The sequence below is a fragment of the Candidatus Zixiibacteriota bacterium genome (assembly GCA_034003725.1).
Classification (GTDB): domain Bacteria; phylum Zixibacteria; class MSB-5A5; order GN15; family FEB-12; genus WJMS01.
The window spans coordinates 17768-44060 of sequence record JAVEYB010000017.1; the positions used below are offsets into that span (position 1 = coordinate 17768).

23 protein-coding genes are annotated in these 26293 nt (G+C 59.5%); 10 read left to right on the forward strand and 13 right to left on the reverse strand.

Annotation, left to right across the window (positions count from 1 at the left end; genetic code table 11):
- Positions 1-43: 43 nt before the first annotated feature.
- From RBT76_14625 to RBT76_14660, 8 genes are all read right to left on the reverse strand, one after another.
- Positions 44-1066, reverse strand: a complete 1023-nt coding sequence (locus RBT76_14625) for a lysylphosphatidylglycerol synthase transmembrane domain-containing protein (protein ID MDX9859018.1) — start codon at positions 1064-1066, stop codon at positions 44-46.
- 4 nt (positions 1067-1070) lie between these two features.
- On the reverse strand, positions 1071-2066 hold the full coding sequence (locus RBT76_14630) for a hypothetical protein (protein ID MDX9859019.1): 996 nt from the start codon (positions 2064-2066) through the stop codon (positions 1071-1073).
- A 26-nt stretch (positions 2067-2092) separates the two neighbouring features.
- Positions 2093-3307 (reverse strand): acyl-CoA reductase, encoded by a 1215-nt coding sequence (locus tag RBT76_14635; protein MDX9859020.1) that lies wholly within the window; start codon positions 3305-3307, stop codon positions 2093-2095.
- Complete coding sequence (locus RBT76_14640; GenBank protein MDX9859021.1) at positions 3297-4397, reverse strand: acyl-protein synthetase; 1101 nt, start codon at positions 4395-4397, stop codon at positions 3297-3299. The genes RBT76_14635 and RBT76_14640 overlap by 11 nt, the downstream gene beginning before the upstream one ends.
- A complete protein-coding gene (locus RBT76_14645) occupies positions 4394-5803 on the reverse strand; it encodes an AMP-binding protein (protein MDX9859022.1) in 1410 nt (469 codons plus the stop codon). Before RBT76_14645 ends, RBT76_14640 begins: the two co-directional genes overlap by 4 nt.
- Positions 5800-6540, reverse strand: a complete 741-nt coding sequence (locus tag RBT76_14650) for an SDR family NAD(P)-dependent oxidoreductase (GenBank protein MDX9859023.1) — start codon at positions 6538-6540, stop codon at positions 5800-5802. Before RBT76_14650 ends, RBT76_14645 begins: the two co-directional genes overlap by 4 nt.
- A gap of 1 nt (position 6541) precedes the next feature.
- Positions 6542-6781 (reverse strand): acyl carrier protein, encoded by a 240-nt coding sequence (locus RBT76_14655; protein ID MDX9859024.1) that lies wholly within the window; start codon positions 6779-6781, stop codon positions 6542-6544.
- 240 nt (positions 6782-7021) lie between these two features.
- Positions 7022-8086, reverse strand: coding sequence for a hypothetical protein (locus RBT76_14660; GenBank protein ID MDX9859025.1), 1065 nt, complete (start codon positions 8084-8086; stop codon positions 7022-7024).
- A gap of 226 nt (positions 8087-8312) precedes the next feature.
- Here RBT76_14660 and RBT76_14665 point away from each other — a divergent pair, with 226 nt between their 5' ends.
- From RBT76_14665 to RBT76_14675, 3 genes are all read left to right on the forward strand, one after another.
- Positions 8313-8768, forward strand: coding sequence for a CBS domain-containing protein (locus RBT76_14665; protein MDX9859026.1), 456 nt, complete (start codon positions 8313-8315; stop codon positions 8766-8768).
- A gap of 62 nt (positions 8769-8830) precedes the next feature.
- The gene (locus tag RBT76_14670; protein ID MDX9859027.1) at positions 8831-9391 is read left to right on the forward strand and encodes a LemA family protein; all 561 of its coding nucleotides are present in this window, start codon (positions 8831-8833) and stop codon (positions 9389-9391) included.
- A 20-nt stretch (positions 9392-9411) separates the two neighbouring features.
- Positions 9412-11160 carry a DUF2207 domain-containing protein gene (locus RBT76_14675; GenBank protein ID MDX9859028.1) on the forward strand — a complete coding sequence of 583 codons (1749 nt, stop codon included), beginning with the start codon at positions 9412-9414 and terminating at the stop codon, positions 11158-11160.
- 25 nt (positions 11161-11185) lie between these two features.
- Here RBT76_14675 and RBT76_14680 read toward each other — a convergent pair whose 3' ends face one another.
- Positions 11186-12403 (reverse strand): FlgD immunoglobulin-like domain containing protein, encoded by a 1218-nt coding sequence (locus tag RBT76_14680; protein ID MDX9859029.1) that lies wholly within the window; start codon positions 12401-12403, stop codon positions 11186-11188.
- A 538-nt stretch (positions 12404-12941) separates the two neighbouring features.
- Here RBT76_14680 and RBT76_14685 point away from each other — a divergent pair.
- A complete protein-coding gene (locus RBT76_14685; protein ID MDX9859030.1) occupies positions 12942-15275 on the forward strand; it encodes a M28 family metallopeptidase in 2334 nt (777 codons plus the stop codon).
- A 4-nt stretch (positions 15276-15279) separates the two neighbouring features.
- Here the strand turns inward: RBT76_14685 and RBT76_14690 are convergent, their stop codons facing one another.
- Both RBT76_14690 and RBT76_14695 read right to left on the reverse strand, forming a co-directional pair.
- Complete coding sequence (locus tag RBT76_14690; GenBank protein ID MDX9859031.1) at positions 15280-15648, reverse strand: cupin domain-containing protein; 369 nt, start codon at positions 15646-15648, stop codon at positions 15280-15282.
- Positions 15645-18017, reverse strand: a complete 2373-nt coding sequence (locus RBT76_14695) for an FG-GAP-like repeat-containing protein (GenBank protein ID MDX9859032.1) — start codon at positions 18015-18017, stop codon at positions 15645-15647. Before RBT76_14695 ends, RBT76_14690 begins: the two co-directional genes overlap by 4 nt.
- Before the next feature lie 309 nt (positions 18018-18326).
- Between RBT76_14695 and RBT76_14700 the strand changes: the two genes are divergently transcribed.
- From RBT76_14700 to RBT76_14725, 6 genes are all read left to right on the forward strand, one after another.
- A complete protein-coding gene (locus tag RBT76_14700; protein ID MDX9859033.1) occupies positions 18327-19727 on the forward strand; it encodes a right-handed parallel beta-helix repeat-containing protein in 1401 nt (466 codons plus the stop codon).
- A gap of 73 nt (positions 19728-19800) precedes the next feature.
- Entirely contained in the window at positions 19801-20514 is a 714-nt protein-coding gene (locus RBT76_14705; GenBank protein MDX9859034.1) for an ABC transporter ATP-binding protein, read from the forward strand.
- A complete protein-coding gene (locus RBT76_14710) occupies positions 20511-21968 on the forward strand; it encodes an FtsX-like permease family protein (protein ID MDX9859035.1) in 1458 nt (485 codons plus the stop codon). The genes RBT76_14705 and RBT76_14710 overlap by 4 nt, the downstream gene beginning before the upstream one ends.
- Positions 21969-22035: 67 nt before the next feature.
- A complete protein-coding gene (locus tag RBT76_14715; GenBank protein MDX9859036.1) occupies positions 22036-22728 on the forward strand; it encodes a DNA alkylation repair protein in 693 nt (230 codons plus the stop codon).
- Positions 22729-22822: 94 nt separating this feature from the next.
- Entirely contained in the window at positions 22823-23176 is a 354-nt protein-coding gene (locus RBT76_14720; protein ID MDX9859037.1) for a DMT family protein, read from the forward strand.
- A 114-nt stretch (positions 23177-23290) separates the two neighbouring features.
- Positions 23291-24058 carry a GNAT family N-acetyltransferase gene (locus tag RBT76_14725; protein ID MDX9859038.1) on the forward strand — a complete coding sequence of 256 codons (768 nt, stop codon included), beginning with the start codon at positions 23291-23293 and terminating at the stop codon, positions 24056-24058.
- Between the two features lie 54 nt (positions 24059-24112).
- On the opposite strand, the gene RBT76_14730 is transcribed toward RBT76_14725, so the two are convergent.
- Positions 24113-25063, reverse strand: a complete 951-nt coding sequence (locus RBT76_14730) for a hypothetical protein (GenBank protein MDX9859039.1) — start codon at positions 25061-25063, stop codon at positions 24113-24115.
- A 271-nt stretch (positions 25064-25334) separates the two neighbouring features.
- Positions 25335-26183 carry an alpha/beta hydrolase gene (locus RBT76_14735; protein MDX9859040.1) on the reverse strand — a complete coding sequence of 283 codons (849 nt, stop codon included), beginning with the start codon at positions 26181-26183 and terminating at the stop codon, positions 25335-25337.
- Positions 26184-26293 lie beyond the last annotated feature (110 nt).

The following is a 26293-nucleotide window of genomic DNA, read 5'->3' on the forward strand; positions in this document are numbered from 1 at the left end:
CCGGTCCCGGGACATCTGTGCGAGTACGATCCGCAAGAAGTCGTCATCGGGGAGTAATCTTCCCCGGTACGCTACGCTCCAACTTGATAGAGAGGGCGATCAGGGCGGCGATGAATTCCGCGCACAGATTCCACACGCGCGCGGCCACAGCGATACCGGATGCGGCGGGGGTTCCCATGAACGGTGAAAGAACCGAAATAAGCACCAGTTCTCTCACGCCGATTCCGCCGGGGGAGAATAGCGCGAGCCAGCCGATGATATAGGCCATGACAAAGGCGCCCATCGCCGCCACGGGGGGAACGGGCGCATCGGGGACGATGGATCGCACGAAGGTGTAGAAGGCGATTCCATAAAACACCCAGCTGACGAAATATCCGCCGTAGACCTGGAAGATCACTTTCATCGTGAGTTTGAGTTCGACCGGCTTGCGACCCAGCAGTTTCAAGAGGAAGTTGACCGGCAGCATGGTCTTCTGAGGCGCGAGGGCGAGGAGAAACGACCCGCCGATAGTGACCAATACGGCGGCAATCGGTCCCCATCCGACGTTGTCGCCGAGGGTCTGCTGGAGCATTTGCGGATGGAACCCGATGGCAATAAAACCGGCCAGGAAGGCGCCCGGCAGGCCGAGGATGGTGGCGATTCCCCAGCTTGTTATCGCCTCCTCCTGAGTGACGTTGATTTTCCTGAGCATGTACACCTGCCCGAGAATGGGCCAGACTTTACCGGGGATGTACCTGCCGAGATTAACGACGTATGAAACCTTGAAGCCCTGTGCGATGGTAATGTGGTGCCCAAACGCGCGCATGAGGATGCACCATGTCGACGCAAAGAGGGTGAACGCGAGAATGTGCAACGCAACAGAACAGACCAGCAGAGGCCAGTTTATTGTCCAGTCGTACTTCTTGACTTCCGTCCAGTTTTCGATAAGCTGCTTGCCGGCGAAATAGACGACCAACGCGATCAGCCCATATTTGACGATCTCGATGATTATGCGGCGTGCGGTCAGCGGTTTTGGTTCGCGCGCGTGCATAGGGCCGTTCGGCTGCTGTTCGATTTGTCCGCTCATTCAATCACCAGAGGTTGTCGAGATCCGAATCGAAGAAGGTGACGTGCATGTCAGCGGTAATATGCGCAGGCATGGCGATGGGGTACGGCCGGGCGACGTATAGCCCCACCGCCTTGTAGATCGAACGTTCGTCGTTCGAACCGAGGGCGACGATGCCGTGGGCGTGGTGTGTATAGGCGAAATCGACGGCCAGCGAGGCGAGATCGGTCTTTGCGTGGGGAGTGCCGACGAGGTCGCAGATTTTGACCAGCTTGAGATCCCTCGTCCGGTGAGTCGCGAGGCGAAAGACGACGTAGCCGTTATCGGAATGCGTGTAGCAATGGTACTCCCGGTTGGGCTGTGTCAGCTTGTAGTTCAGGTACTCGGCGGTCCGTATGCCGTACAGCTGTTTCTGTTCTGAAAGCAGGCGGTCCCAGAGGCCGTCCCACGCCGGGTCAAACGATTCGATTCTGGTCACGGTCCCATGACGCAGCGTTCCTGACGGTCTGATGATTGCGTTGGCGGCGCGCAGCGCGGGGGCCCACAGCGATGATTTCCCCAGATAGGCGAGCGCTTTTGCGGGTTTCAGAAACCGTGCGAACATGCCGGCGCAATCGCGGCGGATATGGTGTCCCCGCCGGATGTAGGCTTCTTCGATGATCGGCACCACCCCGACGGCCGCAAACTGCCACGGTTGGTTCTTCTCGGCGGCGGTCAGCAATTCATGGACGGCGGCCGAACGACGGCGCTGCGCGCGCTCGTCGTCGGACATATCAAGCACCAGCGTGACGCCCCATCCCAGCCGTTCCACCCCCACGCGGCCGCTCGGCAGACCGTACCGAAATTCATGCGGAATCTGCGCAATATATCCGATGATTCCGTCCCGCGAGCGGGAGATCCATTTGAAACAGCGTTGCCATTTGACGATCTCGCCTTCGCCGAGCTCCGGGTGGTCGGGGTTCCAGCGATCGAGAAACGCCAGCAGTTCGGGAAGGTCGCTGTCCTGAAATTCTCTAATCATGTGATCATCACACGCACGCGGTGCGGCTACCGCACCGTGATATCGACCTCGCGGCAGAACTCACGGAGCAGATCGTAGCCGTCCCAGACGGCCGAAAAGGTCAGCGCCTCGCCGAACGGGACGATCCGCGAGACGCCCGCCGGGCGGGTCGTGCGCACGAAATCGGCGAGGTCGGCGCGGTTGATTCCGCAGGTGACAATGGTCTGGTCCTTGTCCCGCACGATATCGGCCAGGCGGTCGAGGCTGTCGATGCGCAGTTCGTAGAAGAGGCCGCCGCCGCACTGCAATTCACGGTTGATATCGGCCGCGCTCTGCAGTATCACCCGGTTGACGAGGCTGGTGCGGTGGCGCTCGATCGTTACGAGATCTTTTGCGCCGATTGCGACCGAGCATTCGGCTATCAGTTTGTTGATCGCCAGCGCGGGGGCGAACCCGAGTCTCTTTTTCTCCGCGAGAGTCTCAAGCAGGGACCAGAAGACGCCGCGCGCGTCGTTCACGGTGGATTCCTCGCCGACCCAGACAACCATGCGCGGCGAGGAACACGCTTTTTGATTGAACCAGTACGAGTCGTTGTAGAATTGTTCGATCAGGCGGTCCTTGTTGTCATGGTCGAGGAAGCCCCGAGCGCCGACGAGAGCGAACGAGAACTTGTCGGCAAACACAAGCTCGGTGGCCGACGGCCCAAGCGCGACAGCGCGGATTTTTCGAATGGTTTCATCGCCGCCCCAGATGACGCGGGTGTGACAGAGCGACGAGAAATAGCCGGTGATCTCGTCGTTGTGTTCGTACCGGACAATCGCGAAGCGGTCGCGCACTTCGGTGTGTGTCGATTCGCGGGCGATTTCGTTGATGACGCCCAGCAGGATGTCGAGCTGTTCATCGGCCTGGCTGGAGACGCGCACGATGTTGATGTTGCCGACCAGCATGGACAAAAACCAGGAATAGACGAAAATCGTGTCGACATTGGCGGGCGCGATATGGAACACGACGCCTCGGCCGAGCCAGGCGCGGCTGCCGCGTTTCGATTCGAAGTCGGCCTTGAGCTTTACGATATTGCCGCGACGCATCCAGAAGGCCATCGCCATGAGTTCCGGATACTGTTTGAAGCGCGGGTCCTTGAGGATGCGTGCCGAGACGGCGTCGACAAACGCGAGGACCGGTTCGGCGAACGGCGGTAACACGCGGCGCGACGCCAGGGTGTCGATGTCTGTGCCTTTCGGCGCAATGATTTTATACTCCACGGGCAGCCGCCTCCTCGGCATAGGTATCGCTGCAGCCGCGAATCTCCGCTTTCGGCACGCGCCCCAGCACCTCGAAGTACTTGCCCCTGCGACCGTCCGGAGAATCGTCTTCGCCGACAACTCGTCCGAGATCCTCGGTCAACAGCGCGTGGCCGGGATAACTGAGGGGCAAAATCGAGACCAGTTCGATCACTCCCTCACGACCGGCAGGCAGGACCGACCAATCGTAAGGATCGCGGATGATGATATCGGAAAAGACCGGCGTCTGGAAGTACCCGGAATCACCTTCCATGTAGATCGATCCGATCTGTTCGACCATACCGTAGAAATTGTGTATGCGGGTGATTCCGCACACGGCGCGCAGGGCCTTTTTGAAGGCGGCGTTGTCGACCGATTTGTCGGTCAGCTTCTTCCAGCCGCCGCTGTGGATCAGGACACCCCGGGTCAGGTCGATATCGGCGGATGTCGCTTTCAGTTCTTCATAGAAGTGCTGCCAGACCATAAACGTAAAGCCGAACAGCAGGATAGGTTCATCCGGATGGGCGAGCAGGAACTTCTTGAGGTCATCGACCTTGAGCCGCATGTGGTCGTCGAGCACGTACAGATGGTCGCGGCCGAAATTGGACAGGCCGAGTATCCCGGCACCGCGCGCCGAAAACAGCGTGCGGTCCTTGATGACGTTGGGCGTGTCGATAATGAGCATCGGCAGCCGTTTGCCCCCGATGAAGTCCTGCATGATTGCGGACAGCGCGCGGGTCTGTCGTCTCGATGTTTCCTTATCGAGGAAGATGCGCGAGACTTTCTGGCCGGTTGTGCCCGACGACGTAAGCGTTTTGATGACGTCGCCGTCGGGAATGCTTTTGAGTGCGAATTCCTTGAAAAGGCCGATCGGAAGGTACGGCATTTCTTCGACGGCAGCCCACGACAGGCCTTTGTCTCGGTACCCGTAGGCATCGAGAATCCGGCGGTAGGGGCGGCACCGTGCGGCATGGTGGGCGGTCAACGCGTTGAGATGCTCGACCAGCAGGGCCTGCTTTTCGCGACGCGGCAGGCTGTACGGTCCGACTCCGAGCAGTTCGTCGAGTGTCATGGCCGCAGCATCCCTTCGAAAATCCGTTCGTACTGGATTTTTCCCGACTCGCTTTTGAGGATCTCATCGACCGCCGCGACGCGCACCGCGGTGTGATGGAAGCCGTACTTTTTCGTGACCACGCCCTTGATTTCGCCGGCTTTGTCGTGGTCGGTGGTGGCGATACAGAGCAGATCGTCGCGGCCGCCGCAGACTGAGCTGTAACCGAGCGATTTGAGGTAGTGCTCGATCTCGTCGAGATTGACGCGGTTGCCGAAGATCTTGATGAATCGCTTCATACGGCCCGTGATGTAGAAGAAGCCATCGGCGTCAAAGCGCGCGATGTCGCCGGTGCGCAGTTCGCCGTGGAGTTCATCGTCTCGCGCGAGATCGGATTCGCTCTCGGCATATCCCATCATGACGTTGGGCCCGGAGTAGACCAGTTCACCGTCGGTGTCGGGCGTGGTGATGTCGTGCCCGGCGCTGTCGATGATCCGGAGGACGCCACCGGGGATGGCGATGCCCATGCTGGCGTACTTGTCCAGCGCCCGGTCGGGGGGAAGGTACGAGATGCGGGCGGTGGCCTCGGTCTGACCGTACATGATGAAGAACCGGATGCCGCGCTCGGCGGCAAACTCCGCGAATTCGCGCGCGTAGGTGGGCGTCAGCTTGCCGCCGGCCTGGGTCATGGTCTTGAGGCTCGGCAGGCTCATCGAGAAGAACCTGATCCGTCGCAGCATCTCATAGGTGTAGGGCACGCCGGCGAACGAGGTCGCCTCGAGATCGCGAAACGTGTCCCAGAACGGTCGCGTAATGACAGATGCGTCAGTGAGCAGCAGGACGGCGCCGACTTTCAGGTGGCTGTTGATGACGGAAAGGCCGTACGAGTAATTCACGGGCAGCGACGTGATCGGCCGTTCGCGCGCGGAGAGGCCGAGATACTCGGCGATCGACGCGGCGTTGGCTTCGAGGTTGGCCGACGTCAGCCGGACCATCTTGGGGCTGCCGGTGCTTCCCGAGGTAGACAGCATCAGCGACAGGGCGGGGTGAATCTCAACAGAGCGAGACGTATCACGATTCACCAACTCGTAGTTGCCGGCGGCATACGTAATGTGTCCCTCGCCGTCGGCGGGGCGCCAGATGTAGTCCGGGCGATACAATTCGATCAGATTCGCGAGCAGGCCCGGCTCGGTGTTGGCGGCCAGCAGGACGCCGGTGTGGCCGCTTCGCACGACACCGAGGTAACCGGTCAGGGTCTCGATGTTATTGCCGCAGAGGATGAAGACCAGGCGTTTCTTGTCACCGCGCAGGTTATCGGCGAAGCGGTCGCTCGCAGTCGCCAGTTCGGCATAGGTGATCCGTTTGCCGGCGCTGTCGATGGCCGCGGCGCTGTCGGCAAACCGGCGCAGATCATCGAAAAAACTCAAATCAGCATACCCCCGTCGACGCCGATAATCTGGCCGGTGATGTATCGGGAGAGATCGGAGGCGAGGAATAAGGCGCAGTCGGCGATGTCCTGCGGCGTGCCGATGCGGTTCATCTTGATGGAATCCATCCGCTCCTGGAATTTCTCCTGAGAGAGTGACCGGACCATATCGGTGTCGATGAAGCCGGGCGCGATTGCGTTGACCCGGATATTGGACGGTGCCAGTTCTTTTGCCGCCGACCGGGTGATTCCCACCACGGCGGCTTTGCTGCCGCTGTAGGCGACCTGTCCGGCGTTGCCGTTGACGCCGACAATCGAGCTGAGGTTGATGATGGAACCCTGTTTTTGTTTCATCATCATGCGGGCCGCGTACTGCATGACGTAGATTGTGCCGAGTGCGTTGGTGGCGAACATCTGCTGTGCCGTTTGGGCGCTGAGCATCCCCAGCAGGCTGTTGTCCAGTACGCCGGCGTTGTTGACCGTTATATCGAGCTGTTTGGTGATTTTGAAGATGTGCTGGAATCCGGCTTTGACCTGCGCCGGGTCGGAGACATCAAAATAGACCGGGTGGGCGTGTACTGAGTGCCTGCCTGTCAGATCCCGGCAGATGCTGTCCAGCGATCCTTCGGTGCGCGCGTTCGCGAGGATATGCGCGCCGTTGGCGGCGAATGTTTCGATAATCGTCCGACCGATTCCGCGATTGGAACCGGTCACCAGTGCCCACTTTCCGGTCAACATGTTAAAACTCCACGTCGTAGCGCGCCAGGATCTTTTTGGCTTCGGCAAAGGAACTCATGTCGATGACGTCGTCGGTATCGAGCATGATGTCGAAGGCGCTATCGATTGCCGCCACGAGCGACATGTGGGCGACCGAATCCCATTCCGGGATGGAGTTGTATTCGAGGTTGTCGGCGACCCGGGCGATGTCGATTTGAAGGGCCTCGGCGAAAACCTGTTTCAATTTTCCCGTGTTGTCCATTGCATGATTCCTTACGCTGCCTGACGGCTTGCTGCGACGTATTCGTTCCAAACTCCCGTCGCGGTGGCCTGACGCCGTACAGTAGTGTCATCGGAAGCTTCACTCGAAGCCTTCAACGTGCCGCGCGGGACATATCCGGCATACCCGCGACCGGTCAACTTGTTCCCGATAAGCGGCTTAGCCGATACGGGCTGATGCCCGTAATAGTAACGGACCGAGTCGGTTCCTCCAAGCGGATTTTCAGAGAGAGTCGGACGCCGAAGGAGCGCTTTTTTGCAGGAGGGCGGGCAGGTCGCAGGCCCGAACAAAGCGCAGGGATGCGCTTTCCCGTTCGGCCAGGTCGATCAGGTTCTTCAGGTTCTGAACCAGGTGCTCGAGTGAGTACACGGTGTTGCCGGTTTCGAGCAGTTCATCGGGGTGGAAATAGGTGACGAGGAAGACGGTGTCGGATCGTTTTAGCACGAGTCGGGCCTCGTTTTGCACCGGCGCAAACAGCGCCGGCCTGCCGGTAATCGTGATGAAATATGAGGGGTGCCGCAGGGCCAGAAGCAATTGCCCCGCAGCCTTCATTTTTCGCGCCAGCACGGCTCCCCGAAACAGGGACCAGGCCCGTGACCGGCTCACAAACACGGGGGCTTCAAGCATGGTGCGGGCGGGTTCTCCGTCCCGTGCGGGACGCCGATAATCGGCAGCGGCGGCGTAATAGGGGTGATTCGGCGTGATGGACCAGTCGAAGAAGTTGGCGTTGGGGCCGGCGCGGCGGCCGGGATCGATCCGATGTCCCGGCAGAGCCGAGAATTCCACCTGTATCCCGAGTTTCTCGAGCTCCGCGAAGGTCGTGTTATTGTGATAAGTCCAGCCGAGGCGTGCGGAGCGGAAGCGACCGGGCAATGTGCGTTCGCAGGCGTCGAAGGCGCCGCGGAGCATATCGATCTGCCAGTTGACATCGCGGTACTCCTGGTACCATCCCCCGTGTGCCGAGTCGTGATTCCAGAAGTGGGGATGCCATGCCAGTTCATCGCCGCCTCGCTCCAACTCGATCAATTGCTCGGCGAATGTCTCCATCACATATGCGTATGAGCCGTGAGCGGTTTTGACCTGGTGGTCGGCCCGCAGGCACCAGGTGAACACCGGCGGTTTACCGTCGGCGTCGCGGATCGACTCGACAGCTTTCCTGGCGCGCGGAATGCCCTCAGTCAATCCGCGCCAGATCAGTGTCGTGGCGCGTGCGGCATCCGGGTTGAACGTGGCCCGGTCCGGATCGGTGTCGCAGCCGATCACGACATATATCACGCGTTCGCTCATTCTTCGAGGTTCCTCATCGGGACAATATACAACGAACAGGGCGGAGAACACTATTGGATTGCGTGGCGGCATTCGGGGTCCGAGTGTGTTTTCCGGGAGGCACCGGCGGTCCGAATCCGGCCCCGTTTTTGTTGTCGGTCCCTGCTGCCGGAGTTATATTGACGACAGGGTTGACCCACTGCCGGGAGCGCTTGACAATCACAATAAGCTGAAGGAAGGGTGTAGTATGCTCGTACGGAGTCTGCTGGAGCAGAAGTCGCGAGATGTCATCACGACCCGGCCGTCGCACACCATCGACAAGGCCATGGATCTGATGATAACGCACAATATCGGTTGTCTGCCGGTGGTAGATGACGACGGCCATTTGACAGGAATAATCAGCGACAAGGACATTTTTCTTCGAATTCACCAGACCACGGGGGAGTATCATACGCTGAAAGTGTCCGACGTGATGTCGTATCAGTTGATTGTCGGTTTGCCCGATGACGACCTCGAGTATATCGCGGGGATTATGGATAAGAACTGGATTCGGCACGTGCCGATCGTCCATGAGGACAAAATCATCGGGCTGGTGTCACAGCGGGACATCATCAAGGTTACGGCCACCCACACGGAACTTGAAAACCGGTATCTGAACCTGTATCTTGAGGGGTTGCATCACCGCGACAAGTCGGCAGACTGACTGTCGCCGGGCCGGCTCGTCCGGCCGTACTCTTAAACAGCTCTCTCGGGAGGACCCGTGACATGGCGCTGTTGATTGTTCTAAGCGTCGTCATCGTTATCATAGCGATCGCGGCCATCACACTGTACAACCGGCTGGTGCGTCTGAAAAATACGGCGCAATCGTCGTGGTCCGATATCGACGTCCAGCTGAAGAAACGTTTTGATCTGATTCCAAGCCTCGTGGAGACGGTCAAGGGGTACGCCTCGCACGAGAAAGAGGTGCTCACCCGGTTGACCGAAGCGCGGTCGATGATGGCCAGGGCCACCGGTCCGGCCGACATGGCGCGGTCGGAGAACATGCTCAAGGATACGCTCAAGAGCCTGTTTGCGGTGGCGGAGGCCTATCCGGATTTGAAGGCCAACCAGAATTTCATGCAGCTTCAGCAGCAGCTCTCATCGCTCGAGGACGGTATCGAGCAGGCGCGTCGGTACTACAACGCCGTGGTGCGCGACTACAACACGATGATCGAGTCCTTCCCGTCGAACATCGTCGCCTCGATGTTCGGGTTTCAGCAGCGGGAGTTCTTCCAGCTCGACATGCCCGATGTCGAACGCAAGCCCGTCAAACCGGACTTCTCCTGAAAGCGCATGGGCAAAGCCTTATGTTCGGTTTGACGACGGGCGGCGCGGTGAGACTCGTCCTGCTTGTTGCGATCGTGTGCTCGGTTGTGTCGGTCGACGCGCGGGCCGAGTATTTCACGATCAATCGGTTCCATAGCGATATCGAGGTTCACGAAGACGCCACGTGCACGGTGGTCGAGTCGATCGAGGTCACGTTCCATCGCGAGCGACACGGCATATTCCGGGATATCCCCTACAAATACCAGACCGATCTCGGGGAAACGATACGAATGCCGATCGACGTGGCCGGCGTCGCCGACGATCGCGGCAACGCGTGGCAAACGAAGGTGGAACGAACCGGAAGTGTCGTGCATATCCGGATCGGCGATCCGGATCGGTATGTCGACGGCCGCCAGGTGTATGTCATCACCTACACCATCGAAAACGCCTTACTGTTTCTCGACCGCCACGACGAGTTGTACTGGAACGTCACGGGGGATGAGTGGGAGGCGGTGATCGAAGAGGCGTCGGCGACGATCCGTCTGCCGAGCGGGGCGGATACCGAACGGTTTCAGTACGGCTGTTATACGGGGCGGCGCGGGTCTACGGATACTTCGTGCGTGTGGGAGGCGTCAGCCTTCGGGGCATCTTTTCGGACATTGCACCCCCTTGGTGCGAACGAGGGGTTTACGATCGCCCTCGGTTGGAACAAAGGTGTGGTTACGCCACCGTCGGCCTGGCAGCAGTTTTTGTGGCGGACCAACATCAGGGACAACTGGACTCTGATCGTTCCTGTGTTCGTACTTCTGTTCATGATTCGGCAGTGGTGGCGTTATGGCCGCGATCCCAAGGTCCGTGAGGCGATCACGGTCCAGTACGATCCGCCCGCAGTGGGGGGGACGCCGATCACGCCCGCGGAGGCGGGCGCGCTTGTCGATGAGCGGCTCGATCCGCGCGATATCACCGCATCGGTCATATCTCTGGCGGTGAAGGGGTACCTGCGAATCGAAGAGAAGACGCGCACCATTCTCATTTTCGAGTCAACCGACTATGAACTGACGCGATTGAAGGAGGCGGACTCCGGCCTTGGTCCGTTCGAAGCCAGCCTCCTGAGCGCGTTATTTCCAGCGGGGGCGGCCACGGTCGCTATATCCGAACTCAAGAACAAGTTCTACAAACACCTGCCGGCGTTAAAAAGTGCGGTCCAAAAAATGCTGATGGACAAGAAATACTTCGTTGCGGCGCCGGACAAAGTGCGCGGGCGGTACGTCATGTACGCCGTTCTGGTTGCGATCGGGGTGTTTGTTGTGGGGTTCGCCACCGCCGAGAGCGTACCCTTTCGCCCGATTATTGCGGCGATCGCGAGCGCATTTATCGTGGCGCTTTTCGGCGCAGCGATGCCGGCCAAGACGCGGCTGGGGGCGGAAGCCAACATGCATGTGCGCGGTTTCCAGACGTTTATGGAACGGGTGGAGAAAGACCAGCTCGAGCGGATGGGGGAAAAAGACCTCTTCTATCGGCATCTGCCGTATGCGATCGCCCTCAATGTCGCCGATCAATGGGCCGGCGCATTCGAAGGAATCTACAACCAGCCGCCCGACTGGTATCGCTCGAGCCGGGGATTCACTCACTTCAGTACAGCGAGTTTCACGCATTCGCTGTCGGCGGCCACCGCCAGCATGAGTTCGGCGATGTACTCGGCGCCGCGCAGCAGCGGGACGCGGAGCGGCGGAGGAGGCGGCGGCTTTTCGGGCGGTGGCGGAGGTGGTGGCGGTGGCGGCAGCTGGTAGTCGACCCCGCAGCGGCCGATTCCGGTCACTTGAGCAGGAGCATCTTGCGCGACCGGGTGATATCGTCTGCCGTCACACGATAGAAGTACACGCCCGATGATACCGTGATGCCGGCAGCATCGGTGCCGTCCCAGACCACTTCATGTCGCCCCGCCTCCTGAGTCTCGTCCACAAGTGTTCTCACTTTTTGCCCCAGCACATTAAACACGTCGACTGAGACAAGGGCGGGCGACGGCAGGGCGTAGCTTATCGTGGTGCTCGGGTTGAACGGGTTCGGGTAGTTCTGGTCCAGCGTAAATTGAGACGGCAGTTCCTCAACCGATCCCGACCGATAGGCGCGGCTTTCGAAGTCGGCGATATCGGAGGAGAGGATTCTCAACATTCCGGAACCGCTCAGCGGAATCTCGATCAGGTCGTGCCTGCCGGATTCGACCCGCGCGTGACCGAGATCGTACACGAGCAGGCGCAGCTGATTGCCGTCGCGATGCCAGGTCAAATCCATTCCCGCCGCGGCCGGTTTCAGTCGGGGAATGCCGATCTCGGCGTCGGCATCAACTTCACATACAAAAAGCGCAGTGCCGATAGTCGCCACGGCATCCGTGGATATAACCACGGACCGGCCGTCCCGGCGCGTTTCCACGGAAACCTGCTGGGCGTGTGGATTGAGCCGGTTCAGCAGCGGCGAGGCGTCACCCACCACAACGCGAATCAGGTAGGTCAGGTCGGCCACCGTAAGCGTAATGCCGTCGGCGTTAACATCGGTTGCCTCGATCTGCTGCACGATATTGACCGTGAAGACGGTTGATCCAAAGAGAAAGTAGTTGGTGAACAGCAGGACATCGCCGACCTCATAATGAATGCCGTTGCCGTTGACATCGCCCCGGAACCCGACCTGCTCGTCGGTCACGAAAAACGCGACATTCGAAACGGGGGACCAGTTGCCGGCCTCGTCGCCGGCTTTGATCGCCACGTTGTAGCCGGTGAGTGACGGCAGCCCGCAGATCGTCCATTGTTCTGGCGATCCGGACTCTCTGGGAATGGGCGGGAATATCACCTGCTGTGCGGAATAGAAGTTAGCCTCGGTGATGCCCGATCTGGAATAGCGAATATCATAGTATGTGGCAGTGCCGATATGACCATCATCGCCGGTGGCAGTCCAGCGAAAGGTCATGCAGCTTGCGGCGGCATCCGATGCCGCGCACACGAATATCGACAGGGCCAGTCCTGCTACCCACCTCTTCATCGACACACCTCTCTCAAGCGTGTGAGGAGCGCTTGGTCTGTAGAATTTCGGGTATGACCCAGCGGAAGTATGCTTTAATGAGCGACGGGAAGGGGCCGGTGTCAAACGATTTATGATATGGACAGTTGCGTCTTCAAAGGCGACACCATGTAATCTATTTAATCACAAGGACATGCGTCTGCGCTGGAGTGCAATACGTGGACCGGGATTGTCAGATTTTGTCGGGGTGTGCGACCGACCATGGGGCGATTGCACCCGAAGCGGCCTTCTCGTCGATTTGCTGGATCTCTCGTCGCAGGATATCCCGGCCGCGGTACCATCCTCGATTGATTGCCGCAGAGTATCGCGGCGGCGACGGGCCGGACGTCGGCCAGTCTTTGCACTGGACAAAGTAGACAAAATTAGCGATCTTTCGCTAACGATATCCGCGGCGGTTTACTCCTCACGTTTACCCCGTTAATGCGCGACAGTTCGGATAACCGGTCAGGATTATGTCCGATCGGAGCGGAACCCGGCGACCTCTCTGGGAGGAGATCACATGAAAACCTTGTTGACGGCCACCCTGATTGTACTCACAGCCGTTACGGCGGCGCGGGCGGGTGATCTGTATCGTGTCGACGTGACGTCGCACGAGCAGGCCCGAACGCTGCGGGCATCACGTGTGACGCCCGTCACGCGGCTCGAGAACGCGTACCTTGTTCTGGTCGACGCCGCCGGCGCAGAGCGGTTAGCCGGGTCAGCCCTGAAAATGGACTTGCTGGCCGCCGACATCTCACTCGGTGAGCTGGCGGTTGACATGTGTCCGGACCGGCGCAATGTCGGGCGTTTCCCTCTGCTTTTTGAGCAGGACGGGCTGCGGCTGTATCGGGTGCCACCGGCCACCCTGGCGGATTCGCGCAATCAGTTCGAGCTCGCCCCACTTCATACCGAACTGCTGCAAATCGAATACCGGGCGGCCGAATTCGGCGTACGCGCAGCCGCCGAACTCCCGCCGGGTCTCGACACACTGATCGAACGTATCGAGTACGACTCACTGGTATCTTACCTGTATCGTCTGCAGGCGTTCTGGCGACGGACGGTGGCGACCGATTCGAACTATGCGTCCCGCGACTGGATCGCTTCCAAGCTTGGGGAGTTCGGTTACGATACGGTGGTGATCGACAGCTTCTATCATGAATTCAGCGGTGTGCTGAAGTCCTGTCAAAACGTAGTCGCCCGGAAGACGGGTTCGGTGTATCCCGACCACCATATAGTGGTGGGGGCGCATCGGGACGCGGTTGCCGCCAGTCCCGGCGCCGATGACAACGGAACGGGAACGGCGGCCGTATTGGAGATTGCGCGGGCGCTGTCGGATGTCGATGTCGATGTCACGCTCGACTTCGTTCTCTTTGATGCCGAGGAGATCGGGCTGTACGGATCGTGGGAGTACGCATCACGAGCGTACCTGCAGGGTGAGCAGATCATATGCATGCTGAACATGGACATGATCGGGCATTTGACAAACAGCAGTGAGGCCAACCTGTTCTACGGCAACGGAACGTACTATCCGCTGCTGTGGGACCAGATCGCCGATTCGCTGGTGGGAATTCACGGCATCCTTGCGGGGACGTCGGGCGGTTCCGATCACTATCCGTTTCACCAACTCGGCTGGCCGGCCGTCTTTCTCGCGGAGCGGAATTTCTCCACGGTCTATCACGGCGCCAGAGACAGCACCAGCTACGTTAATTTCGATTACTTCACGCGCATGACCAAAGGCATGCTGGCGACCGCATACACGGTGGCGGTCACCAGTGAGCCGCCGCCGTTGGTGACAATCGAATTCGACCAATCGCTGCCTGACATCGCCGCCCCGGGCGAAGATTGCATAATGAATCTCACTATATCGGGATCCTACGGATCGCAGCTTGTGCCCGGCAGTGCCGAGTACCACTGGTCTGTCGACGACAGTCCTTATACGACGGAACCGCTGGTCGACCTGGGGGACGGCGCGTTTCGCATGGTCCTTCCGGCGGCCGAGTGCGGGCGCACATTCACGTTTTATATCACGGTCGATGAAGTCCAGACCGGCGTGTGGTACGAGGGGAGCCCGGAGGCGCCTCATGTCGTTCGGGTCGAGAGCGACCAGGCTGTCGTCTGGGCAGATGATTTCGACGACGACCTGGGCTGGACCGTCTGGGGATCGGCGACCGACGGGATCTGGGAGCGCGCTTACCCGGCCGGGCACGGCGTGGGTGGTTCGCCGCTGACCGATGCTTCCGGTTCCGGCCGGTGTTTCGTCACCGGGAACGAGGCGCGACTCGACGATATCGACGGAGGCGTCACGATCATCTACTCACCCCTGTTCGATTTCACTGAGGTCGAGGATCCGTGGATACGCTACTCGTACTGGTTCTACAGCAGCGAGAGCGGAGGTCCCTTCGAGGATGAGTTTGAGGTCTACATTTCCAACACGTACGGGTCATACTGGATTCCGGTCGCACACTACGATATGGGGACGGGATCAGAGCGGGGATGGAAGGCCGATGCGTTCCGGGTGGCTGACTACGTTGCGCTGACCGACGGCATATATGTACGTTTCGATGCAGCCGACAGGGCGGGGGACTCGGAAGTTGAAGGTGGACTCGACAATGTATCGGTGGTGCAGTACGAGTGCGTCCCGGACGCCGTATGCGGCGACATGAACGGCGATATGGCGGGGCCCGACCTGTCGGACCTGATCTATATCGTAAACTACCTTTTCCTCGATGGACCGCCACCGGCTGACTGGGACGTTGTCGATATAAATCGGGACGGGGCGACCGATCTGTCCGATTTGATCTACCTGGTGAACTTCCTTTTCCTTGGCGGGCCAACTCCCGACTGCTGGCTATAGCGGGCTACTCGAGCGGCTCGTAGCACTCCGGGGTAAAGCCCGGGGTGCACAGACACAGGAAGACCAGCTCGTCGGGGCCGATATTCGCGATTCGCTGGCGTGTACCGGGCGGTATCACGACGGTGTCGCCGGCGTAGACATCAAACGCCGGTTCGTCGCCGATCTCCATGCGCCCTCTCCCTTCGAGAATCACGTACCGTTCGGTCACACCGTGGAGTCGATGCCACGCGGTTGTGATTCCGGGTTCGACGCGTGCCCGCGCGATCGACATTCCGTCGGCGCCTTCGTTCAGATACTCGTTGATGTAGCAGCGCTCATCGGTGAGATACTCCGCGCCGGAGTTGAACGGATGGATGAACGAGTGCTGTTTCATTCGCAATTCGGGTCGCAGGCGGCCGGGGCGGGCCCGCCGAGAAACAGGGTGTTGACAAGGTATATCAAGTCCGAGAGATCCATCACGCAGTTGACGTCACCGTTGACGTTTGCCGCCGCCGGACAAACCGGCGCGGGTCCGCCGAGGAAGAGGAAATTCACGAAATAGATCAGATCGGATAAATCGACGTTTCCGGAGAGGTCATTGTCGACATTTCCGGTGAAGTCCTCGCAGCACCGCTGGTCACCGACCAGAATACCGCCGCTGTACGATTTGGGGACATACTCCATGTATGTCGTGTGCATCACCATCGAGTACATCGAGTGATAGAACGTGTCGACGACGTTGAACTGGCCGGGGGTCGGCGCGCCGCCGGTGTTAAACACCAGGCGAAGAATCTCGCCCGAGCCGGGCGCGAGGGGCAGGGCTCCGCTACCGTCGTCAGCCGCGAGGCGGAGGGTCATGCGGTACTCCCCGGCGACAACCTGGTACGAAAGGTATGACAGCGTCTCGAAGTAGGCCGTGCGGTCTCCGCGTTCTGCTCCCACAAAGGTGAGGTCGACCGGGTAGTCCTGAATACGAAACGGTATGATGATCTCCTCGAGCGGCTGGCTGTTGGCGAGGTACACCGGCACGACGGCCTGCTGGCCGGGGCCGATCGTATCGATTCCGACCGTCAGGGTGTCCGCAAGTACGATGATCATATCTCGTTCGGTATGGTTGTGCCACCCGGAGGCGGAGACGTTTTCGAGGTAGACATCGTACAGCCCGCCCTCAGTGTAGGTGTGCAGCGGGTTCGGCTGGGTGGATTCGGTCCCGTCGCCGAATTTCCATTTCTGGCTGCCCGCGCCGTTCGAGCTGTCCGTAAACTGCACCGTAAAGGGAGCAAATCCGTAGGTGGTGTCGGCGGCGATGATCACAAACGGTGACTGAGCGCTGCCGTATGCGTCGTTCGACCCGCCCCAGTCCGAGATTGCCAGATCGTTCGTAAACGAGTACTGGTAGTGAACCACGAGGTCAGTCGAGGGCGCTTGTGCCAGCGAAATCCAACCGGAGACCAAGTCGTAGCAGAAGTCGTCGTACCCGAGCGGAGAGCCGTCGGCGATGACAGAGTCCAGCGAGTAGAGCGGGTCACGGCTGGTGTAGAACAGGCGGCGGGAGCCATCGACCGTGAGCGTATCGGCGCGCCACTCGACGCCGCGCGCATCGACATCCACCCACGCCATCGCCTCAACGGTCTTGGACGGGGTGGCTCTCCAGACCGGTTCGGGCGTGAAGGTGGAGCCGGTATTTTCATATACGCGGGGGCGGTCAAACCATCGGCCGGCGGCGAGATCGCGGTCGCCGTCGTTATCGTAGTCGTACAGCGACAGGCCGGACCCGTACCCTCCGGTGGCCGATTCCCAGCCGGGGGTAGTGGCGAGGGCGCCGCTGCCATTGTTGAAGTAGACGGCAAATCGCCCGTTGCCGCTAAGCTGGCTGTTATAGGCGACCAGCAGGTCGAGCCAACCGTCGCCGTTGACGTCGCCGAACAAAATCGTATTCGCGGACTGGTTGGTGCCGGCCTGCCATGACGGAACCGTCTCCGGCACGCCGCCGTGGTTGTAGTGCACGGCTTCGGGGCGGTCGTCATAGCAGAAGGCGAGATCAAGATCACCGTCGTTGTCGACATCTCCCCAGGTCACGTCCATCGCCTGGGTTGCCGCCGCCGATTGCCACCCGGGCAGCGCCTGCAGCACGCCGTTCACGTTGTAGTAGATCCGATCGGAAATCGAGACGTCGTTGTACGATTCGCCCGTGGCCACCGCAAGATCCAGGTCGCCGTCCGAGTCGACATCGCCCAGGGCGCACGAGAACGAGTAGACGCTGTCTCCGGAGTACCAGTCCGGAGACGGGTGCAGGGAGCCTTTGATGTTCAGGTACATGTTGAGCAGGTTGGGCTGGCTGAAACCCTGCGGTCCGAGGAAATTCGAAACAGCGAAGTCGGCGTAGCCGTCGTCGTTGATATCGCCGACCGCGCAGTGCCCCGAGTACTCCTGATTTGTGCTGTACCACGACGCCATTGCGGGGAGCTGTCCCCGGTTGGACAGGTAGACGAAATTTGACGCGCGGACAATGTCGTTGCCGTTGGAGAAAAACGCGTCAATGTAGCCGTCGTTGTCGGCATCGCGCCAGGCCATCCCGGTCGAGTAGACGTCTTCCTCTCCGGAGGACCAAAAAGGAAGTGTATCGAGCGGCACGGGCGCTTTCGTGGCCTGGATTTCAAGCCGGGTCTCGGCCGGGCGCGGCGTATCGAGCCGCTGGGCGTGCAATTGTCCCGCAATAAGTGCCAGCGCCGCCGAGAGCGCTATCTGGATTCTGTATGTCATGATTTACCCTTAACCTGGTACACCCTGTATGTCCGTTCCGTGTTTTGCGGACACATCACCCCACAGTGACGAACAACCTGTCGGAGTTGTTTGAATCCGACAGGTTTTGAAGTCTAGTCGTATGATACTAGGCAATTGTCTTTTTCCAAACAGCTTTGCGATATCATGTCGACAGCATCACCGACATCGCAAAACGCAGTTAAACGAATCTTCCGCCTCTTTCGTTTCGTAAATACAATTGTTGATGGCAGTTAGGGTGTTATCTTAAGGGGCGACCCGCTACGAAAACGCAAGCGAATGGAGAAGCCGGTGCGACAGGTAAGCATTATGATTGTCGGTCTGGTGACGGCGGTCCTTTGTGCAACCGCCCAGGGGCGACTGGTATTCGTCCCCGGCGAATTTACGAATCTGCAGGAGGCGGTGGACTCGTTGGCGACCGGCGATACCATCTATGTTACCGCGCCGTATTTGAGCGGGTACGGTAATCGCGATGTAACCGCCGACGGCAAGGGAATCGTGTTCCAGTCCGGTCTCGGCGCGGCTGGTGTGACGATCGACTGCCAGGGCAATCCGGGTGATGAACATCGCGCGTTCATTTTCGATTCCGGGGAGGACTCTCTTACCGTTATCGATGGTTTTCGGATAGTCAACGGGTACGCCGATACGGGCGGCGCGATATATATAAACCGTACCGCTCCCACCATTCGAAACTCAGTCTTCGAGGATAACTACGCTTCGCTGGGCGGTGCAATCGGTGGATATCAGGGGGCGCCGACAATTGATTCCTGCACCTTCATTGATAACGAGGCATACCGCGGCGGGGCAATCGATGGGCTCGGCCGGCCCGTTATTCGTGCATCGCGGTTTACCCGGAATCATGCCGCGAGTCGCGGCGGGGCCGTTTCCGACGTTCATGGCGCTATCGTATCCGACTGCATGTTCGACGAGAATACGGGGGGCGGGGCGGTGTTTGACCTGGTGGGCGGCAGCGCCCGGTTGCAGCGGTGCGTTTTCGCGCGCAACGAGTCGGGCGGGCTGAGTGTCGTGTACGGGTATCAAAGCATGCAGGTCGAGCGGTGCACTTTTTACGGGAACGCCTACGGGATGCAGGCGCTCGGCGATACGTATGTAGTTCCGCGAAACACGATGATCGTCTTCAATCGCGGTGACGCGGCCTTTTGCTCGATTACCGACTCGGTGACTATCCTGCTCAACTACTGCAACGTATATGGAAATGTCCGCAATTACTACGGCTGTATCGCGGACAATCTCGGTGAGGACGGCAATATCAGTGCGGATCCGATGTTTTGCGACACGGCTGCGATGGATCTGACGCTGCTGTCGTCGTCGGCGTGCGCCACGGGCGGTGCAGGCGGCGTGCCGATCGGCGCGTACGGAGTCGGCTGCACTCCGACGTCGATTGTCGACGACCCGGCAGGTCTGCCGCAGGCGTTTGAGTTGCAGCAGAATTTCCCGAATCCCTTCAATCCGGCGACCACGATCGGATTCAGCGTCCCGATTCGGACGCATGTGTCGGTCGCCGTCTACAACATACTCGGCGAACGGGTAGCGGTGCTGTTCGATCAAACCGCTCCGGCCGGGTCCTACGAGGTAACATGGGACGGAACGGCATCCGCCAGCGGCGTGTACTTATACCGGCTGACGGCGGGCGACATCGTTGACACACGCAAGATGTTGCTGTTAAAATAGCCATTGCGGCGGTTCCGGCACGTGACCGGTTCCCAACCATGTTCTATCGGATGATGTCTTCAGAGGACGACTCGTGACGCAGAGTACCCCGATTCTTCGGGCGGACAACCTGACCCGTTATTATCGCCGCGGCCCGCAGGAAGTACGCGCGGTCGACGGGGTGTCGCTTTCGGTGGAGCGGGGCGAGTTTGTGGCGCTGCTGGGTGCATCGGGTTCGGGCAAATCGACGTTGCTCAATCTGCTCGCGGGGCTCGACACGCCGACATCGGGCGACGTATTTGCCGGTGATACCCGGCTGGGCGATTTGTCCGCGCGGGAGCTGGCACGGTATCGGGCGTTGCGGGTGGGGATGGTCTTTCAGACCTTCAATCTCGTGTCGCATCGAAACGCGCTGGCCAATGTCGAACTGGCGCTTTACCTCAACGGCACCCCGCGCCGTCAGCGGCGGGACCGGGCCGCGCGTCTATTGACCGAACTCGGACTCGGCGACCGTTTTGACCACCTCCCGGCAGACTTGTCCGGAGGCGAACAGCAGCGCGTGGCGCTCGCCCGGGCTCTCGTCAAGGAACCCGATATGCTTTTTGCCGATGAGCCGACCGGTAATCTCGATTACGAAAACGCCAACCGGATAGCCCGGTTACTGATGGACCGCAATGCCGGTGGACTGACGGTGATTCTGGTGACGCACGACCGCGACCTCGCGACCCGATGTGCCCGGCGGATCGTGCGCATGCACTACGGGACGGTGGTCGACGACAGCCGCACCGATGGGGGAGCCAATCCATGACGTTTCGCGACATGATCGACATCGCGGCCGGCAACCTTCGCCGCATGAAACTCCGCACGTCATTGACGATCGCGGGGGTCGTGATAGCAATCGCGGCGTTTGTGTCGATGCTGTCGTTCGGAGCCGGCAATCAGCAATACGTGCAGGAGCAGTTTGACCGTCTCGGGTTGTTTTCCATGGTAATCGTTCGACCGGCTGAAGCCGCCGACAGCACAGCTGCCGTTGACCTCACCGATTCCATGTTGACGGTGCTGGGCGAAATCGACGGGGTTTCGCTGGTCTATCCGTACGACGCGTTTGATGTCACCATCCGGCTTGCGGACACCCAGTTCGTGTCGTCGGCGCAGGCGCTGACTTCAACGGCGCTGCGCACGCCGTTGTTCTCCGACCTGTCAGCGGGTCACACCTTTGCATCGGATACCGCCGCTGAGGCGATGGTCACTGCGGAGCTGGTGCATGATCTGGGTATCGACACGGCGTCACAGGTGCTGGGTACGTCGTTGATTGTGGGCGTTCAGCGGTCGGTGATGGACAGCGCACTCGTCCACATGCTCGATCTGGGTGAGGGGAATCTGGAGCGGCGCATTCGATCGATAGAGTTCAGGAGGCTCCAGTTCGCCGAGTATCGTGACAGCGTCATGCAGGCGGAGCTGGGGGGAGCGCTGAAACGGTTTTTCGACGGCTACCTGCGCGCGACTGTGCCGGTCGCCGAGACACTGACGGTTGTCGGTGTGCTTGCCGGTCACGACCGGGGGCACGTCCGGGTCAAACCGATCATCCTGCCGGCGGCGACCGCACGCGCTCTCTCCGGCGGCGGATTCAATGCGGCGAATCCAACCGCCATGCTCACCGCGCTGGCATCGGGGCAGATTTCACTCTCGACCTCCGCCTCGGACCGCCGGACCTACAGCCAGGCGACTATCGTCATGGCCCCGACGGCATCGTATGAAGCGATCCGTGATTCGGTCAAGGCGATGGGGTTCGAGACCTTCAGTTTTGCGGAGCAGTTCAAGGAAATCCGGCGAGTCATGTTGTATTTCAACCTTGGGCTTGGTATGATCGGGTTGATCGCCCTGGTGACCGCCTCGCTGGGTATTGCGAATACCATGATCATGTCGATTATCGAGCGGACCCGAGAGATCGGTATGCTCAAGTCGCTGGGAGCGGCCGCGGCCGACATCCGGTTGATCTTTCTGGTCGAATCCGGGGTCATCGGTGTCAGCGGGGCGGTTCTCGGCATCGTCTTCGGCTGGCTGATCACGCGGCTGGTTTCCGCAGTCGCGCAGGCGGTGATGGAAAATGAGGGGATTGAGCCGGTGGAATTGTTCGCACTGCCGATCTGGCTGATTGCCCTCGCGCTCGTGTTCGGCACGCTGGTGAGTGTGCTGGCCGGCTTTTATCCCGCGGCGCGGGCCGCCCGTGTGGATCCGGTCCAGGCGCTGAGAGCCGAGTAGCAGTTCGTTTCGTTTGATCATCCAATCCCGGGCGTGAACGACAACCACAGATAGTGGAAGAATCAGTATGACAAAAAAGGATGTGATTGCTCTGCTGAAGAAGAACAGCAACGAGCGTGGAGTCGCGGCCTGGAAGCGGATCGACCCGACCGGCGGAGAGTGGAGTTCGTATGGAATCGGACTCACCACTCTGAAAAAACTGGCAAAGCAGATCGGCCGGGACCACACGCTGGCGCTCCAGATGTGGGAGGAGAAAAACTTTGACTGCAAAGTCATGGCGACACTAGTAGAAGACCACTCGCAGGTGACCGAACAGCAGGTGGAACGACAGGTGTCCGAGGTCGGCTATTGGCTGATGGCCCATTCGTACTGCCAGTCATTAATGTCGGGGGTGCCGTTTCGCCGGGCCAAGTGCGAGGAGTGGATTGGGAGTGAAGACCATGTCCGGCGACGCTGCGGCTACCTGTTGCTGGCGGGCCTGGCCGGCAAGGATAAGTCCCTGCCCGACTCATACTTCGAGCCTCATATCGAGACCATCGAGCAGGGCCTGCAATCCGAGGAAAACTTCGTCCGCGACGCCATGAACAACGCCCTGTACGCGATCGGCTGCCGATCGAAGAAGCTGCACACGCGAGCGCTTGCGGCGGCAAAAAAGATCGGTCGCGTCGAGGTCGACTATGGCGACAACTCCTGCCAGGCAGTCGATGTCGTCAAGCACCTGACATCGGACCGAATCAAGGCCAAGCTGGCCGGTCGATGAGGATTCGACGGGAACACAAATCCGCTTGACTTTGGCGTTGATTCGCATCACCCTATCCCGGCTCTAATCGGAACCTTCGGACTGGAGTTTGTGCATGGACCGGTTGATGCCTGTGTTGCTGTTGATCGGGTCGAATATTTTCATGACATATGCCTGGTACGGCCACCTGAGAGACCTTCGGGCGAAGCCGATTCTGTTTGTCGTTCTGATAAGCTGGGGGGTCGCGTTTTTCGAATACACGCTGCAGGTTCCGGCCAACCGGATCGGCGCCGTACATTATTCACTGGGCCAGCTGAAAGTCATGCAGGAAGTCATCACGATGACCGTGTTCGCCGGTTTCGCGACCTTCTACTTCAAGGAGAAGCTGACACTGGACTTCCTGTGGGCCGGGCTGTGTCTGGTCGCCGCGGCCTTTTTTATGTTCCGGCACGTGAACGGCGTACGATAGAATCGACTACTCCTCCCTGAGCTGTTTCTCCGTCGTGCCGCCTCGCTGACCGCGTGGGCGGTGACAGGAAAATGCGCTTGACCACGGGGCTATGGCTCCTTTCTTTGCGGCGCTATGACTGACACGACGCACACCATCATCACTATGGATCAGCGACCGGATTTGATATCCGCCGCCCAGCGACTTCCATCGGCCGCCTGGCCAACCTTTATGATGCAGGACAATCTTGTGGAGCGCTACTGGATGCGCCTCTACGAGGTGTACCCTGAGTACCAATTTGTCCTTGTCGAGCCCGATACCGAGCGGATCGTGGCTATGGGCAACAGCGTGCCGCTGGTATGGGATGGGAGGCCGGAGGATCTTCCGGCGGGCGGTATCGACTGGATCCTCCCAGCCGCATTCGACAACCCGCCGCCATTTGAAGGTCAGGGCATCTGCCAGTTTGCCCTGCAAATTGTGGTCGACCCGGGACTACGTGGCCGCGCCCTGTCCGGCTCGGCAGTTCAGGCCATGCTGGATATCGGCAGGAGGCACGGCTGTCGTTCACTCTTTGCGCCCGTGCGCCCCAACCAGAAACACATGTATCCACTGACCCCCATCGAACGCTATATCCATTGGACTAACAATGAAGGTCTTCCCTTCGATGCCTGGATGCGCGTTCATGCCCGGTTGGGCGCGAAGACGGTCGGTGTGTGTGGAGAGTCGATGCGAATCACGGGGACAATCGCTCAGTGGGAGAACTGGATCGGGCTGTCCTTCCCGGAGAGCGGACCGTATGTCGTACCGCTGGCGCTGGTTCCGGTACAGATGGACCGAGAGCGAGACTTAGGACTTTATATCGAGCCGAACGTGTGGATGCAGCACGTGATCATGGGCGACTGACCGAGACGTGCGTAGGGCACCTTCCTGTCTACTGGCCGACTGCAGAAGTCTCAACTATGGGGTCATCGGCAGGGGGAGGCTGTCATACCGTCGTGCCAAAAACACTTCCTTGGTCAAGTGTATGATCCGGTCTGAGTAGATTGCCACCAGCCCCTTGTCTCTATCGATCCAGAATTCAATAAACGATTCTGCAAAGTAGTTTGCGATGGTTGTGTCGCTGGAGTGCGGGGACTCGAACGCAATCTTCAGGCAGCCCTCGTAGCGTCCAAACGGGGTGTCCAGAGTTGCCCCATCGGAAACCGTGCGCGTGAACGAGATGGTATCCTGCGCATTGTGCGCCCAGCCCGCGTAAACAACAGAATGTGTCCGAACTGAGTCACTATTGCCGGTCAAGGGAAGCAACAATGTATCCCTGAAAAGGGCGGCGTCAATAACACACACTACCCCGGAATCGGACTTGCGAAAGTGAAAACCAAATACCCGTGCCGGACGGTTTTGCTGTCCGTCCCACGTGTACGGTGAACGCTCAGGCCCTTTTATAAGTTTGCCTGATTCCGACACAAAGAGGTGGGTGGAGTCGAGTATCTCCCAAGCCGTCGCAATCCATCCTCCGCCGACCGGTTCTTCGGTCGCGCGCGTTATATACATTTGCGTGTCGGCGATAATCTCATCTCGTATGCCATTGTCGTTGTAATCCACAAATGGTTCCCCGGGATCATGCCGGGAGTTTTTGTAGTCAAACGTGCCGTTACCGTTAATATCATCCCACGGGATAGGCGGCTCCCAATAGGACTCGGGGCCATCGTACACACCGCTGTGATTCACGTCCTGATTGATCGATGGATCCGGGGACATGACAAAAACATCGATCCCCCGGTCGTATACACCGTTTCCGTTGAGGTCGAAAAACGGTTCCCCAAGATTCAGGTCACCATCGATGAAGTCCTCGATACCCGGCAACCATCCGGTGCGTATGAAGTGCTGGAAATCTCCGATATCCGCCACCGGGTAGTCGGTTATACCGATGTACGTACTACTCCGGTCATAGGGATTTGTACCTGACGAGCACGCCAAAGCAACAACAACTGCTAGTACTGCAAATAGAAGGAATGTACGTGACATCACACCCCCCGTGAATGAGAGACAGGGATTTAGATCACCTGTTAATATCTATTGATAAGTATACAATTGGTTGAGCGAGACGTCAAGCTTTTCCATCGCCCAATAAACCCCCTCGTGCTGTGACTTGGAAATCGACTGACAGGAGTCTGATGATCTACGATTCCATATGCCGCTTCAGCGTTCGGCGAAGCTGGTGCACCAGAATACCCCGAGGCTGGTTATCGATAAACCGTACGATCAGTTCCGTAATCTGCTCGGCGTGGGTGACTGGTCCCATGTGGCCCATCCCCAACAGGCCCCGAACCTCGGCGCGGGGGAGATTCCCGCCGAGCCACTGAGCGATTTCCTGCGTGGATGCTGGTGACTCCAGACCGTACAAATAGAGCGTGGGGATGTCGAGGTCGCGATAGGCCTCCAGCGGTGTCGGATTGCCGAAGGCGGCGTCGAAATCCGAGACCACCTTCACCATCCGTTTGGCGATTGCCTCCCGCTGCCAGGCGGGCAACTGATCCCACACGCCGGGACCGGACCAGTAATCGATAAAACGGAGAGCCGCCCGCTCGGTTTGACCCGCGTGCACGAGCGTCCGTACATCGTCGCGAACGGCCCAGATCTCCTGCGCGGCCGGCTGCGTCTCTTTCATCGTAAACAGCAGATTAAACAGGACCGGTTCGAACACGACAACACTTCGTATCCGCATGGGGCAGGTCAGGGCGAGTTTGAACGCAACCGCGGCGCCGTAGGAATGGCCGATCAAATGAAACGGTCCGGAGATCGAGTCCAGCACCGGGGCAAGCTGCTCGACTTCGGCGTCGAGACTCAGCAGCCGACCTTCAGGCCACATCGGCGACTGCCCGTAGCCATACAAGTCCGGGGCCACGACCTGGTAGCGTTCGGCCAGCCGATCCATCAGCAGGGTCCACTGCCTGGATGATCCGGTGCTGGCATGCAAACAGACAATGGCAGGCCCTCGTCCGGCCTTTCGTACAAACGGTGAATTCACGCTGGCTCTCCGAAAGTCTAGGCGTTCCCCCGGTGGTCGGACTGCTTCAACCGATGTGACACCGTTGACGTCTCTGTCCGGGGAGCGCGTGCAATATAACGGATCGATGG